This is a genomic window from Wenyingzhuangia sp., assembly GCF_039768515.1.
Lineage (GTDB): Bacteria > Bacteroidota > Bacteroidia > Flavobacteriales > Flavobacteriaceae > Wenyingzhuangia.
Map to the genome: position 1 here is coordinate 1 of NZ_JBDNAI010000153.1, position 14,549 is coordinate 14,549.

General features: G+C 35.0%; 13 protein-coding genes. 6 read left to right on the forward strand and 7 right to left on the reverse strand.

Annotated features, from left to right (window positions below; all coding sequences use genetic code 11):
- The 7 genes from groEL to miaB all read right to left on the reverse strand — a co-directional run.
- On the reverse strand, positions 1-864 hold an 864-nt coding region (groEL, locus tag ABF281_RS09200), incomplete at its 3' end, for a chaperonin GroEL (RefSeq protein WP_347181378.1).
- A gap of 100 nt (positions 865-964) precedes the next feature.
- Positions 965-1,240, reverse strand: coding sequence for a co-chaperone GroES (locus ABF281_RS09205; RefSeq protein WP_347181379.1), 276 nt, complete (start codon positions 1,238-1,240; stop codon positions 965-967).
- 126 nt (positions 1,241-1,366) lie between these two features.
- On the reverse strand, positions 1,367-1,729 hold the full coding sequence (gene secG / locus ABF281_RS09210; RefSeq protein WP_347181380.1) for a preprotein translocase subunit SecG: 363 nt from the start codon (positions 1,727-1,729) through the stop codon (positions 1,367-1,369).
- Entirely contained in the window at positions 1,726-2,424 is a 699-nt protein-coding gene (locus ABF281_RS09215; protein ID WP_347181381.1) for a hypothetical protein, read from the reverse strand. The genes secG and ABF281_RS09215 overlap by 4 nt, the downstream gene beginning before the upstream one ends.
- 3 nt (positions 2,425-2,427) lie before the next feature.
- A complete protein-coding gene (locus tag ABF281_RS09220) occupies positions 2,428-2,937 on the reverse strand; it encodes an LptE family protein (protein WP_347181382.1) in 510 nt (169 codons plus the stop codon).
- A gap of 5 nt (positions 2,938-2,942) precedes the next feature.
- Complete coding sequence (locus ABF281_RS09225; protein WP_347181383.1) at positions 2,943-4,169, reverse strand: sigma-54 dependent transcriptional regulator; 1,227 nt, start codon at positions 4,167-4,169, stop codon at positions 2,943-2,945.
- Positions 4,170-4,183: 14 nt separating this feature from the next.
- Positions 4,184-5,641: a tRNA (N6-isopentenyl adenosine(37)-C2)-methylthiotransferase MiaB gene (gene miaB, locus ABF281_RS09230; RefSeq protein ID WP_347181384.1), complete on the reverse strand. Its 1,458-nt coding sequence runs from the start codon at positions 5,639-5,641 to the stop codon at positions 4,184-4,186.
- A gap of 413 nt (positions 5,642-6,054) precedes the next feature.
- On the opposite strand from miaB, the gene topA reads away from it, so the two are divergent.
- The 6 genes from topA to gldN all read left to right on the forward strand — a co-directional run bounded on the left by topA (position 6,055) and on the right by gldN (position 14,436).
- The gene (gene topA, locus ABF281_RS09235; protein ID WP_347181385.1) at positions 6,055-8,592 is read left to right on the forward strand and encodes a type I DNA topoisomerase; all 2,538 of its coding nucleotides are present in this window, start codon (positions 6,055-6,057) and stop codon (positions 8,590-8,592) included.
- A gap of 13 nt (positions 8,593-8,605) precedes the next feature.
- Positions 8,606-9,760 (forward strand): formimidoylglutamase, encoded by a 1,155-nt coding sequence (locus ABF281_RS09240; protein ID WP_347181386.1) that lies wholly within the window; start codon positions 8,606-8,608, stop codon positions 9,758-9,760.
- A gap of 92 nt (positions 9,761-9,852) precedes the next feature.
- Positions 9,853-11,226: a gliding motility lipoprotein GldK gene (gene gldK / locus ABF281_RS09245; RefSeq protein ID WP_347181387.1), complete on the forward strand. Its 1,374-nt coding sequence runs from the start codon at positions 9,853-9,855 to the stop codon at positions 11,224-11,226.
- A gap of 30 nt (positions 11,227-11,256) precedes the next feature.
- Positions 11,257-11,919, forward strand: a complete 663-nt coding sequence (gldL, locus tag ABF281_RS09250) for a gliding motility protein GldL (protein WP_347181388.1) — start codon at positions 11,257-11,259, stop codon at positions 11,917-11,919.
- Positions 11,920-11,962: 43 nt separating this feature from the next.
- Positions 11,963-13,519: a gliding motility protein GldM gene (gene gldM / locus ABF281_RS09255; protein WP_347181389.1), complete on the forward strand. Its 1,557-nt coding sequence runs from the start codon at positions 11,963-11,965 to the stop codon at positions 13,517-13,519.
- 8 nt (positions 13,520-13,527) lie between these two features.
- Positions 13,528-14,436 carry a gliding motility protein GldN gene (gene gldN / locus ABF281_RS09260; protein WP_347181390.1) on the forward strand — a complete coding sequence of 303 codons (909 nt, stop codon included), beginning with the start codon at positions 13,528-13,530 and terminating at the stop codon, positions 14,434-14,436.
- The last annotated feature ends 113 nt before the right edge of the window (positions 14,437-14,549 follow it).

The window sequence follows — 14,549 nt, forward strand, 5'->3', positions numbered from 1 at the left end:
CATCGCTTTGCGTCTATCTCCAAAACCAGGAGCTTTTACTGCTGCTATTTTTAATGCACCACGTAGTTTATTCATTACAAGGGTAGCTAAGGCTTCTCCATCTACATCTTCAGCAATGATAAGTAAGGGTTTTCCACTTTGAGATATAGGTTCTAAAACAGGTAATAGTTCCTTAAGATTGGATATTTTTTTATCATACAATAAGATATAAGGATTTTCCAATTCGGCCAACATTTTTTCTGAATTGGTCACAAAGTAAGGAGATAAGTATCCTCGGTCAAATTGCATACCTTCAACAATGTCAACATAAGTCTCAGTACCTTTAGCTTCTTCTACAGTAATAACTCCTTCTTTACCAACTTTTCCAAAAGCCTCGGCGATCAAATCTCCAATAGAATTATCATTGTTTGCAGAGATTGCAGCTACTTGTTGAATTTGGCTAGATTCAGATCCAACTTCTTTGGATTGTTTAGCCAGTCCTTCTACAATAGCAGTCACTGCTTTGTCAATCCCTTTTTTCAAGTCTAACGGGTTTGCACCAGCGGCTACATTTTTTAATCCTTCTTGAACGATAGATTGCGCTAAAACAGTTGCAGTAGTAGTACCATCACCTGCTAAATCATTCGTTTTAGAAGCAACTTCTTTTACCATTTGAGCCCCCATATTTTCTAAAGGGTCAGATAGTTCTATTTCTTTTGCAACTGACACTCCATCTTTGGTGATGTGTGGTCCTCCAAAAGCTTTACCAATAACTACGTTACGTCCTTTTGGTCCTAAGGTCACTTTTACTGCATTTGCTAATGCATCTACTCCACGTTTTAACCCATCGCGTGCTTCGATATCAAAAATAATATCCTTTGCCATAATATGTTGTTTTAGTTTTACTACCCGCTAAAGCCAATAGTTGATTTTTAATTAATTTATATTTTATGAAGTGAGTTTATGGCTTTTGCCATTTGAGATTTTAAATAATTGCAAAAATATCACTCTCTCTCATGATTAAATAATCATTCCCTTCAAAGGCTAGTTCCGTTCCAGCATACTTACCATACAAAATAGTATCTCCTACTTTTACAGTAATAGGTTCGTCTTTAGTTCCCTTTCCTACGGCAACTACAGTACCTGTTAATGGTTTTTCTTTTGCGGAATCTGGAATAATTAATCCAGAAGCTGTTGTTGTTTCTGCCGGAGCTGGCTCTACCAAAACTCTGTCGGCTAATGGTTTAATGTTTATGCTCATCTTATTTCTGTTTTTGTTAATTAATTTGTTCTAATCGAAAAGCATGCCAAATCATAAATGACATGAGTGTAAAAAAAAATGTCACCATGCTGTGACATGATGACATTTTTTTATGAATATCAATAGCTATTCCTTTGTTGTTTTCTCAGTAGGATTGTTGTTGATAATATCTTCAATATCAGCAGCTTCATTTTCCTCGGGAGCTAGTTCTTCTCTTTGTTGTATGGTGTTTTGTAATTCTGATTTACTTGATTCACCTCTAGGAATAGCAAGGCTGGAGATTAAGATTAATGACATCAAAACAATGGCTAGTGTCCAAGTTGCTTTGTCTAAAAAATTATTAGTGCTTTGAACACCACCAATGGTACCCCCAGAACCTCCTGTTAGAGAAGATGATAATCCACCTCCTTTTGGGTTTTGGACTAATACAATTAAGATCAGTAGCACGGCAACTACCATGATGAGTATCAATAAAGCGTTGTAGGTCATAACTTATGGTTTTGTAATATTTTTATTCTTTGTATTTGGTCTGCAAATAAACTACTTTTTTCTGGATATTTCAAACTTAAAATCTTGTATGCCCTAATTGCGTTTTCGTATTTTTTTTGAGCGATGTAAACTTTTGCCAAAGTTTCTGTCATTAATTCATTGGAAAGCCCCACTTCTTTGTTTAGTGCATCTGACGTGTCAACAGTAGTATTTTTTTTTAAGGGTTTTATTTTTGGATTGTTGCTGATGAACTTGTTGATGATTTTCAGTTTGTTATGATCAATCTTTTCTTTTGTTTCGACTCGTTTTATTGCGGTAGGATTTGAGAGCTGTAACCATTGATTGAAACTATGTTTTTCAGTTTGTGTAAATGCAAAAGGCTTTTTAAAATCTTCTTCAAGAAGTTTGCTTTCTTTTGTTTCCTCTAAGATAAATTTTTTATTGGAATCCTTAGCAGCATAAAAGGTTTCGCTATTCTGAGTGATATAATTAAATAGCACCTCTCTATTGACGGTATGGGCAGCTACATTTTTTAGGGTATTGTTATATTTGAAGTGCTCAAGTTGGTCATACTTTTTCAGTAAAAGTGTTTTGTTTAGTTGAAAGTACGGGAAAAAATTTGCAGTTTCTTCAAGCATCTCTAGGCTTAGAGAAGTTTTAGAATTGTTTTGTATTGTTTTTATAAATTCTAACATAATTTACCAGTTGGCAACGGATGCATTAAAAATATTTTGAGTTATTCTTTCAAAAATTTCTTCAAAAGCGGTGTCTAACGAACTTCCTTGAAGAATAGTATTCGCATCATAGTCATAAAAATGGCTAAATTTCTTTTCAAAATTTTTCTTTTCATCTGTTCGGTTGTAGAAACGAACATTGACCTGAAGTGTCAATCTATTTTGTGCGGCTGTTTGATCAGCCGTGGCTGTCATAGGAGTGATTGTGTACCTAGTAATTTCACCTTCAAACTGTAAATCTCCATTAGATTTAATCAAGTCTAAGTTTGTTTGTGTGATAAAAAAATCTTGAAGCGCTAAAGTGAAAGATTGACTAAGACTGGGTTCTACCAGGTCTGCATTGTTGTTAAAAAAATCAACTTGAATCGTTTTGGCATTACCAGTGTCTCCTCCGGTAAAACTATATATCCCACAGCTAATTAAGGTAAACAGTGATGTGAATATGATAAGTTTTGGTAAGTTTTTGGTCGGCATAACAACTACAAATTATATTGTTTAATTTTTCTATACAGTGTTCTTTCTGAGATTCCCAATTCTTTGGCTGCTAACTTACGTTTGTTACTGTTGCGTTCCAAAGATTTTTTAATCATTTCAATTTCTTTATCTTGTAAAGATAGGTTTTCATCTTCTTCTACAGTTTCAATGTTGTAATACTCCTCTGTTGACGCATCCTCCGTAATGTTTTTTTTATTTTGGTATGAAATCAAATTGGTGTTTTGACTTGAAGGAGCCAAGGTTTTGGTTTGAGAAGCTCCTAAGAATGCCTCTGTTTCACTTGCCTTGCTACCATTCATGAGATTCAAAGTTACCTTTTTTAGGTCATTTAATTCAGCTTTTAAATCGTAAATCATTTTTAAGAGACCAGATTTTTCTTCTTCGAAAGAGCTATTGTTCTCAATGATCATTGGTAAAGATGAGGAACTTAATTGTGGTAAATACATTTTTAGTTTGTTAGCATCAATACTCCTGTTTTCTTCAATCACGGAGATTTGTTCGGCAATGTTCCTAAGTTGACGAATATTTCCGGGGAAATGATAGCGAAGAAGTAAGTCAATGGCATCTTCAGTGAGTCTAACGGTTGGCATTTTATATTTCTGAGCAAAGTCAGAAGCAAATTTTCTAAATAACAAGTGGATGTCTTCGTTTCTGTTTCTTAAAGGTGGCAGTTCAATTTCAATTGTACTTAATCTATAATATAGATCTTCTCTAAATTTTCCTTTCTTGATGGCTTCCATCATTTTAACATTACTTGCGGCAACAATTCTTACATTTGTTTTTTGCACTTCTGAAGAGCCAACTTTTATAAATTCTCCATTCTCTAGTACGCGAAGCAATCGTACTTGCGTGGTTAAAGGGAGTTCTCCGACTTCGTCTAAAAATATGGTCCCACCATTTGCAACCTCAAAATAGCCTTTACGTGTATTCATCGCTCCCGTGAAAGCTCCTTTTTCATGCCCAAAAAGTTCGCTGTCAATGGTCCCTTCTGGAATAGCTCCGCAGTTTACGGCAATATAATTATTGTGCTTCCTTTGAGACAATTGATGAATGATTTTAGGAATACTTTCTTTACCAACCCCACTTTCTCCTGCGACTAAAACAGAAATATCTGTTGGAGCTACCCGTGTAGCTTTATCTATTGATCTATTGAGTTGTAAGTCGTTTCCTATAATTCCAAAACGTTGTTTAATGACTTGTAGAGACTCCATATTTTGATGTTGTTTTACGAGTGGCTAACGTATTTTCCCAGCAAAGTAGCTGAGGTACAGTCTGTAATATTTACTTTGACGAAGTCGCCAGGTTTTTGATTTTCTCCTTTAGGAAAAACAATTGCATAATTTTGAGAATTTCTAGCCATCCAATATTGGTCTGATTTTTTTGAGTTGCCCTCAATTAAAGCGACCACTGTTTTACCAAGATAAGCTTCGGTGTTGTTAAGACTCATTTTCCTTTGTAGTTCGATGACTTCTTGTAAACGTCTCTTTTTTGTTTTTTCAGGCACATCATCTGTAAATCTTTTTTCTGCAAGTGTACCCGGTCTTTCAGAGTATGAAAACATAAATCCGTAGTCATAATTTACATATTTCATTAAAGAGAGTGTGTCTTTATGTTCATCTTCAGTTTCTCCACAAAAACCAATAATCATGTCCTGAGAGATAGCGCAATCAGGCAATAGCTCTTTGATGTTATCGATCAACTCCATATATTCTTCTCGCGTGTGCTGACGGTTCATTCTTTCTAGTACAGAAGTGCTTCCAGATTGAACAGGCAAGTGAAGATATCTACAGATATTAGGATATTTCACCATGTTGTGAAGTACATTGATGTCCATGTCTTGTGGATTATTTGTGAAAAATCGAATCCACATTTCAGGGAAATTATCAGCAACCATTTTTAACAAATCAGCAAATCCAACAGCTGTAGCTTGAGCAATTTCACTAGCCTTATCAAAGTCTTTTTTAAGTCCTCCTCCATACCAAAGATAGCTATCAACATTTTGACCTAAAAGCGTTACTTCTTTGTATCCTTTGTTTTGTAGATCTCTTATTTCAGAAACAATACTTTGTGGGTCTCTGCTTCGTTCTCGTCCACGTGTAAAGGGAACAACACAGAAAGTACACATATTGTCACAGCCTCTAGTGATGGTCACAAAAGCAGAGACTCCATTTGAATTTAATCGAACTGGAGAAACATCAGCATATGTTTCTTCTTTTGATAAGATTACGTTTACTGCATTCCTTCCCTCATTGACTTCTTCTAGGAGATTGGGTAAATCTCTGTAAGCGTCAGGTCCTACAACTAAATCTACAATTTTTTCTTCTTCTAAAAATTTAGATTTTAGGCGCTCAGCCATACATCCAAGTACCCCAACTTTCATGTTGGGGTTGATTTTTTTGATGGCATTATATTTTTGCAAACGTTTACGAATGGTTTGTTCCGCTTTTTCGCGGATAGAACAAGTGTTGACCATGACTAAGTCTGCTTCTTCTAAATGGATTGTGGTATTGTATCCTGTTTCAGATAGAATGGAAGCAACAATTTCACTATCGTTCATATTCATTTGGCATCCATAACTTTCTATATATAGTTTTTTTGAGTTGCCCTTCTTAAATTCAGTAGAAAGAGGATGTCCTTGCTTATTTGCATCAATAACCTTATCCTCTGTTTTAATTTTACTCATTTCTTGTTGTTTTCTGAGAGTACAAATTTACAATAAATACTTTAATTAGTGACAATATGTCATAATATGTGTGGTTAATTAATTTTCCAATAGGTAAAGTCCAGTTTTAACGTCTTCTGATAAGTTTTGTAGGGTTAACTAGCAAGTTGTAAGTGTTTTTTGAACCTAATGCTTTTCTAAGTTACAATCAAGAGATTGATATTCGTCATCAGATAAGAATAGGCTAAAATTCGTTAATGGTAAATTGTAAAAAATAGCCAAAAAAGGAGAAGTTAGTACTGTTGTAATAGGACAAATAAAAAAACGGAAACGTTCGAAAAATCTTTTTTAAAGTTTAGATAAAAAACCTCAGTTTTAATTTTTCTACCTACTTTTGTTTTAAAATAGAGTATTAAAAAGGAAGAAATTATCATATGGCAAGTAATCTTGTAATCGTTGAGTCACCAGCAAAGGCTAAGACAATAGAGAAGTTTTTAGGTAAAGATTTTCAAGTAGAATCAAGTTTTGGACATATTTCAGATCTGCCTTCAAACGGATTAGGAATTGATGTTGACGGTGATTTTTTGCCCACGTATTTGGTGTCAGAGGATAAAAAATCAGTTGTCAAGAAACTAAAGTCTTTAGCAAAAAAAGCAGATACTGTTTGGTTAGCAAGTGACGAGGATCGAGAGGGTGAGGCGATTGCATGGCATTTGAAAGAGCAGTTAAACTTGACAGATACAAATACCAAGCGTATTGTTTTTCATGAAATCACCAAGTCAGCAATTTTAAAAGCTGTTGATAATCCCCGAACTATAAATTACAACTTAGTAGATGCGCAACAAGCTCGTAGGGTTTTAGATCGAATTGTTGGATATGAATTGTCTCCTGTCCTATGGAGAAAGGTGAAAGCAGGATTGTCTGCTGGTAGAGTACAGTCGGTAGCAGTACGCTTAATTGTAGAAAAAGAGCGAAGTATCCTAGAATTTAAAAGTGAAATCAATTATAAAGTAGTTGCAGAATTCTATAATGATGAAGGGAAAAAATTCAAGGCTACATTACCAAAGGCTTTCAATAGTAAAGAGAAAGCTGAAGTTTTTTTAAAAGAGTGTATCGGAGCAGAGTTTAAAATAGCTGATTTGACGACCAAACCTGCAAAAAAATCTCCAGCGGCTCCATTTACAACCTCAACACTACAACAGGAAGCTTCCAGAAAATTAGGCTTTTCAGTATCAAAAACAATGACAGTAGCTCAGCGCTTGTATGAGTCAGGAATAATCACGTACATGAGAACTGATAGTGTGAACTTGTCTCAAGAAGCTAAAAAAGCTGCAGCAGAAGAAATCACAGCTTCTTATGGAGCAGAATTTAGTAAACCTAGAAATTACAATACAAAGTCAAAAGGAGCACAAGAGGCGCATGAAGCCATTCGTCCTACAGACATGACTAGGCATGGAATCAATCAGGAGTATGATCAAAACAGATTGTATGATTTGATATGGAAAAGAACATTAGCTTCGCAAATGAGCGATGCTCAATTGGAGCGTACCAATGTGAAGATAGAGAATGATCAAAACACCAAGGTTTTTACTGCAAATGGTGAGATGATTAAATTTGAAGGTTTTTTGAAAGTATATCTCGAAGGGAATGACAATGAGGATGAGGAGCAAGAAGGAATGTTGCCACATCTAACTGTTGGAGATGTTTTGGAACACGAATATATAACGGCGACTCAAAGATTTACGAAAGCTCCTTACCGTTTTACTGAGGCTTCTTTGGTAAAGCGACTAGAAGAGTTGGGGATAGGTCGTCCTTCTACTTATGCACCTACTATTTCAACAGTTTTGCGTAGGGGTTATGTAGAAAAAGGTGTGGTAGAAGGAGTAGAGAGATCTTATGAGCAGTTTGTTTTAAAAAGAGGTAAAGTCGAACTAAAAACCTTAACGGAAAAAGTAGGGTCTGATAAAGGCAAATTAGTCCCAACTGACATTGGGAATATTGTAAATGATTTTTTAGTTGCACATTTCGATAAGATTTTAGACTACGGTTTTACAGCAAAAGTAGAGGCTCATTTTGATGAGATTGCAGAAGGAAATGAAGAGTGGATAGGGATGATTAAAGATTTCTATCAAGGGTTTCATGACAACGTGAAGGATGTTGCAGAAAATGCGCAACGAGAAAGTGGAGAACGTATACTAGGAAAGCATCCGGAATCTGGAAAAACAGTACTGGTTCGTCTTGGTAAATTTGGGCCTTTGGCTCAAATTGGAGATCCAGAAGAAGAAGAAAAACAGTTTGCGAGTTTATTGAAAGAGCAAAATTTAGGGACTGTTTCTCTAGAAGATGTTTTAGGTTTATTTTTGTTACCCAAAAATTTAGGAGAATATAAACAGGAAGAAGCCATCGTCTCTAATGGTCGTTTTGGTCCATATATCAAATATGGAACTATGTATGTGTCCTTAGAGAAAGGGGAAGATCCAATGTCAGTAGATTTTGATAGAGCGGTAGAGTTGATAGAAGCTAAAATAAAAGCAGATGCTCCTATTGCTCAATATGAAAGCCTACCTGTGCAAAAAGGAGTAGGTCGTTTTGGACCATTTATCAAGTGGAACGGCATGTTTATCAACGTAAATAAAAAATATGATTTTGATGATTTGTCAAATGATGATATTGTTGAGTTAATTGAGGCAAAGAAGCAGAAAGAAATAGATAAAGTTGTGCACCATTGGGAGGAAGAAGGAATTAGGGTTGAAAAAGCGCGATGGGGTAGGCACAACATTATCAAAGGAAAGACGAAAATTGAGTTGGCAAAGACAATAGATGCTGCGGCCTTATCATTAGCAGATGTGAAAGAGTTGATAGAGAAAAATGCGCCAAAAAGAAAAGTTAAGAAAGCCCCTGCCAAAAAAAAAGCAGTCAAAAAAACACCAGTAAAAAAAAAGACAGCTAAAAAAGCAATTAAGAAAAAGTAATAGTTTCTAAATCATGATTGATCATTTTTTTTCTCCAGTAGTTGATGAAACACTTTTTGATTTTGAGGATCATGAAGAGTTACTAGGAAATCAAGTCGTCATGAACACTCAAGAAAAAGGGTTTCCTGTTTTGGAAGGTGTACGACTTGCTTTTTTTGATGTTAAAGAAGGAAGAGGAGCAATAGGAAATGAAGGTACGGGTATCGGAGGAGCTTCCATTCGAAAGGAGTTTTATAAACTGTATAGTGGCAACTGGAAAGTTTCAATCGCAGACCTAGGAACGATAGAGCCTGGGAATAACATAAAAGACACCTACTTCGCTGTACAAGAAGTAGTTGGTTATTTATTGAAAAAGGAAATATTGCCAATTATCATAGGCGGAGGACAAGATCTAGTGTATGCAAATTACAGAGGATATGGTCGTTTGGATCAGTTCGTAAATCTAGCTGTAGCAAGTCCAAAATTTAATTTCGGTAAAATAAACGATGAGTTGTCATCATGCTCTTATTTGAGTAAAATTATTTTAGAACAACCTTGCAATTTGTTCAATTATACTAATTTAGGTTTTCAAACGTTCTATAATTCCCAAGAAGAAATAACATTGATTGAAGGATTGAATTTTGAAGCTTATAGAGTTGGGGTATTAAAAGATAACTCTATCGTTGAGCCCGTTATGAGAGATGCTGATATTGTGGCGATTGATATGGGAGTTGTCAGACAAAGTGAAGCTCCTGCAAATGGGAATTCAAATCCTAATGGAATACTTGGGGAGAAATTGTGTAAGATTGCAAGATATGCCGGGATTAGTGATAAGGTGACTTCTTTTGGAATTTACGAATTCAATGAATTGTTCGATGTCAATCATCAAACGAGTAAGTTGATTTCACAAGTTATTTGGTATTTTATAGAAGGGTATTGTCTTCGCACAAACGATTATCCTTATGGGTCAAAAGATAACTATACCAAATACCTGGTGCCGTTTGAAAATGAGGTGATTAGTTTTTATCAAAGCGATAAAAGTCAAAGGTGGTGGATGCAGGTAGAAATACCAACACCATCTAAGTATAAAAGGCATGTTTTAGTGCCTTGTTCGTATGAAGATTACCTTAATACAATTGAACAAAAAGTGCCTGAAAGATGGTTCAACGTAATTAGAAAAATAACCTAACCGCGGCAGGAAATATGATAAATACTTTCATTGTTCTTTTAGTTTTTTTTTCTATGTTTACGAAATTCTATAAAAGACACAAAGAAGATAATATGAAGAAACTACTGTTCTTTTCTATAGTATGCATTATTTTAACTAGCTGCAGTGGCTATGGGGATCGTGGAGAACTAATAGGAGTTAAATCTGATAACACTTGGTTGGTAGAACAGCCCTACGGAATGGTTCTAGTACCCGGAGGGACTTTTACGATGGGTAAAACTGAGGAAAATAGATGGGGAGCGTTTGAGATTCCTCCAAGAAGCATCGCTGTAAAAGAGTTTTTTATGGATGACACCGAGGTGACCAATAGCGAATACAAAGAGTTTGTTTATTGGGTTAGAGATTCTATAGTTAGAACAGAATTGGCTAATTATGCTGAAGGAATTTCAGGTGATGAAGATGTGTTTGGAATAGCTTCTTTCAAATACCTGGATTCAGAATTAAGTGAAGAGGAGATACAAGAACTCAATCCGTATGAAAGTTATATGTTGAAAAAAAACGGAACTTTAAATCAAAACTACAAAGGAGTCCCTTCATTGAACTGGAGTATTCCATTGTATTGGAATACAGAGGATTATCCTGATGAAGAATATGCAGAAGTGATGGATCAGTTTTACTTACCTAATGAAGAGAATGGTGGTGATAGACTGTTTGATGTTACTTGGTTGAATTATGCATATCAAGTAAACACAAAACAAAACCAATCAAATATAGCTCAAAAGAACAAGTATGCAGATGTAGATATTACAGTTTATCCGGATACAACAGCTTGGTCTAGAGACTTTGAATATTCCCGAAATGATGCAATGGTACAAAACTATTTCTGGCATGATGCTTTTGCAGATTATCCTGTAGTTGGGGTTTCATGGAATCAAGCCAAAGCATTTTGTAATTGGAGGACAAAAAAGAAAAATGACTATTTAGAGGCCTCCGGCTCTAGAATAAGAGTTCCAGAATTTAGGTTACCCACAGAATCAGAATGGGAATTTGCGGCTCGAGGTGGAATTGAAAATGGTAAGTTTCCTTGGGGAGGTCCATATTTAATAGATATTGAAGGGTACTACCTAGCAAACTTTAAGCCTAAAAAAAACAACTTTGCAGCAGATGGTTTTACGTATACGGTTGAAGCCCGATCCTTTAACGCCAATGATTATGGATTGTATAATATGGCTGGAAATGTTTCAGAATGGACTTCAACTTCATACAACAATTCTGCCTCTTATGTTACAAGTTCTTTGAATGGTGATGTTGAGGATCCAACAAATAAAAAGAAGGTGATTAGAGGTGGTTCCTGGAAGGATATCGCGTATTTTTTAGAAGTAAGCACTAGAGATTATGAATACGCAGATTCTGTTAAAAGCTACATTGGATTTAGAACTGTACAGGATTACGTAGGTGATTTTAATTGGGGAAAACTAGATTATTAAACAAAATTTTAACACATAATTTTAAAACAGATGAAATCAAATTTTTTTAAGAGATTTATGGCAATGTCCTATGGAATAGGTGGAGCAATTGTAATCTTAGGAGCTTTATTCAAATTGATGCATTGGCCTTATGCCAGTTTAATGTTGATTGTTGGATTAGGTACAGAGGCTTTTATATTTGTCATATCTGCTTTCGAGCCTTTACCAAAAGAGGAGTTAGATTGGGCTTTGGTATATCCTGAGTTGTCAGGTAAAAAGACCTCATCAAATGACAAATCTGAACAAACTCCTGAAGGACTATTGACTAAGAAAATAGACGAAATGTTAGCAGCATCAAATTTGGATGCAAATGTGATTGATAAACTAACATCAAGCATGAATAAATTATCTGATGCAGCAGCACAAATAGGGGAGAGCTCAGGTTCTGTTGCAAATACAAGTAAGTATAACAAAGAAATCAATTCGGCAGCAGATCACCTGGAAAAAATAAATTCTATGTATGCAGACCAAGAGTCTACGATGAACAAAGCACAATCTGTACAAATTAAAGTTTTAGAAGAGCAAACTAAATTGGTCAGTTCAGTTTATGAAAAATCGGAAGAATTAACCAAACAAATGGGTAGTTTATCAAAAAATATTGCTTCTCTTAATACTGTTTATGGAGGAATGTTGTCAGCAATGGGTAATAAATAGGGCTTGTTACAAATTGAATATTCATTAAAAAAAATAAAATGTTATGGCTGGATCAAAATTAAGCCCTAGACAAAAAATGATTAACCTCATGTATTTGGTTCTGTTGGCTCTGCTAGCAATGCAAGTATCTGTTGAGGTGATGGAAGCATTTTCAAAGATGTATGAAAGGTTTGAAGACGCTATTGAAACTGGTATTCAAAAGAATAAGGCTACTTTAGACAATCTAAAACAGTTAAGTGTTGAAAATCCTACTCAATACTCAGAAGTATTTGATACTGCTAAAAAAGTTGAGGCCTTGTCTAAAGATTTTATAGCTGAAATAGATGTTTTAAAAAACATTATAAAACAGGCAAACCCTTTAGATCCTGAAACAGACAGATTACCCGCTGAATCTATGGGTAAAGGAGATTTGATGGATGAATATTTATTTACAGGTGACAAAAGCAATGCCAACGGTCAAAAGTTTGTAGAAGCGGTTGATACCTATCACAAAGGAATGGTAACGTTATTGTCAAACAATAATTCTATTCTAAGAGAAATAGATGTAGATTTCAAGACCAAGCCAGTCATGGTTGATGGTGTAGAAAAATCATGGCTAGATTATAATTTCAAAGGGATTCCAACCATTGGGACCATTGCGATTTTATCTAGTATGCAGAATACAGTATTGAATATTGAAAATGAGGCGTTATCTAATTTTGTGTCAGGTCGTCTAAAACAGGCAACTTCTGCTACCCAATTACAAGCTTTTGTGAAGTTAAACAAGAATACGTATAGTCCAGGAGATGAAGTCAGTGCAGAAATATTTTTAGCGAGTAAAGATGATACTAAGGTGCCCTCAAAAGTTGAGATAAATGGAGAAAACATTGATCTTGACTCAGATTTTATCGGAGGTAAGGTATTGTACAAATTCAAAGCAGGAGCTGTTGGAGATCAACCCATTGTCGGACAATTTATTTTCACAGAGAATGGAGAGGAAGTACCGATAGCAATTACAAGTAATTATTCTGTAGTTGCAGGCTCAAACCAAGCAATCATATCTGCAGACAAAATGAATGTTGTTTACAGGGGAGTCGTAAACCCCATAACGATTTCTCTACCGGGCATCAGTCCAAACAAATTAAAAGTAACCGGGTATGGCTTGACACGAAAGAAAGGATCTAGTTACGAATTAAGACCTGGTTCAGGTCGTACAGTTAGTATAGGTGTTACAGGAACCTCAGACTCAGGTGAGATTGTGAAGTCACCACCAGTATTATTTAGAATTAAAGATATTCCATCACCAATGGCAAGTATTCGAGGAGAGTATAATTCTGTAAGGATGCCGAAGACAAGCTTAATGAAGTCAACTGTAGCTGCAGGGTTGCCGGACTTTGATTTTGATTTAAAATTAAAAGTCTTGAGTTTTAAAATAAAAGTACCTGGAAAACCCACATTGATTGTCAATGGTAGAAAAATGAATGCTCAAGCACAAAAAATAATTGGTACTGCAAAGAAAGGAGATATTGTCAACATCTTTGGTATAAGAGCTGGAATTGTTGGGAATTCATCATATAAACTCAAAGAGGTATTACCTATAAGTGTAGAAATTTCTAATTGATAACTAGAATGAAAAATAAATTGAAAAATAGCTTTTTGTTTTTGTTTTTCGCAGCCGTTACAACGGTTTGTGGGCAATCCAACTATGGAATATTAAATGTTAAGAAAGCGTCTCAAATTGGAAAAAAATCCGCTGAGAGAATAAGAATAGAACAAGACAAACCTATACCTTATGAGTATGTAGATGAGCGTGATATCTTATGGTCAAAAATGGTTTGGGAAACGATTGATTTAAATCAAAAACAAAACTTAAGATTGTACTACCCAGTCAACGAAAATCAAAACGTTAAAGGGATTGGATCTTTATTCAATACTCTATTAAGTAGTATCAGAGAGGGGGAAATAGTTGAGGTTTATGAAGATGATCAGTTTGTAAACAGACTTCCAGTTTCTGAAATTGAAAAAAAATTGGTTAGAGTTGATACAGCGAGTTATGGTTATGATATGTTAAACCAGGGGCAAACAAATATCGAAGAGTATATAGACAGGAATTACATAAAATCTCGAGACATTGAAGCTTACCAAATAAAAGGATTATGGTATTTTAACAAAAAAACAAGTCAGATGAAGTATCGTTTGTTGGCTATCGCTCCAATGTCACAAGATGTTCAGACTATTGGTAGAGATGATATAGAAGATGATGAGCTGTATCCGTTATTTTGGATTTTTTATCCAGATGCAAGAAATGTTTTGCACAATGCCAAACCAGTAAAAAATGGTTTTGCTACACAAATTGAGTCCTATGATTATTTATTAAACATTAGAGATTTTGCTTCTGTGATTATTCGAGAAGAAAATATATATGGCAACAGGAGTATTAGTGAATACATTAGAGACAATTCTTTATATCAACTTCGTGAAGCGCAAAATATTAAAAATGAAATCATAGACTTAGAGTCTGATATGTGGACCTATTAGATGCTGTTTTTTATTTCATCTATAAATGTCCTATCGTTATAGAGTCTTGGTATTTTGTTTTGTCCACCGAGTTTGTTCTTGTTTTTCAGCCAATTGTGGAATAAATTATTTTC

Bases quoted from the DNA above. Each gene is read 5' to 3' on its own strand.
- gldM (WP_347181389.1), top strand. From the start codon at position 11,963: ATGGCTGGATCAAAATTAAGCCCTAGACAAAAAATGATTAACCTCATG.
- secG (WP_347181380.1), bottom strand. From the start codon at position 1,729: ATGACCTACAACGCTTTATTGATACTCATCATGGTAGTTGCCGTGCTA.
- gldN (WP_347181390.1), top strand. From the start codon at position 13,528: ATGAAAAATAAATTGAAAAATAGCTTTTTGTTTTTGTTTTTCGCAGCC.
- ABF281_RS09240 (WP_347181386.1), top strand. From the start codon at position 8,606: ATGATTGATCATTTTTTTTCTCCAGTAGTTGATGAAACACTTTTTGAT.
- gldK (WP_347181387.1), top strand. From the start codon at position 9,853: ATGAAGAAACTACTGTTCTTTTCTATAGTATGCATTATTTTAACTAGC.
- miaB (WP_347181384.1), bottom strand. From the start codon at position 5,641: ATGAGTAAAATTAAAACAGAGGATAAGGTTATTGATGCAAATAAGCAA.
- ABF281_RS09215 (WP_347181381.1), bottom strand. From the start codon at position 2,424: ATGTTAGAATTTATAAAAACAATACAAAACAATTCTAAAACTTCTCTA.
- ABF281_RS09220 (WP_347181382.1), bottom strand. From the start codon at position 2,937: ATGCCGACCAAAAACTTACCAAAACTTATCATATTCACATCACTGTTT.
- gldL (WP_347181388.1), top strand. From the start codon at position 11,257: ATGAAATCAAATTTTTTTAAGAGATTTATGGCAATGTCCTATGGAATA.
- topA (WP_347181385.1), top strand. From the start codon at position 6,055: ATGGCAAGTAATCTTGTAATCGTTGAGTCACCAGCAAAGGCTAAGACA.
- ABF281_RS09225 (WP_347181383.1), bottom strand. From the start codon at position 4,169: ATGGAGTCTCTACAAGTCATTAAACAACGTTTTGGAATTATAGGAAAC.
- ABF281_RS09205 (WP_347181379.1), bottom strand. From the start codon at position 1,240: ATGAGCATAAACATTAAACCATTAGCCGACAGAGTTTTGGTAGAGCCA.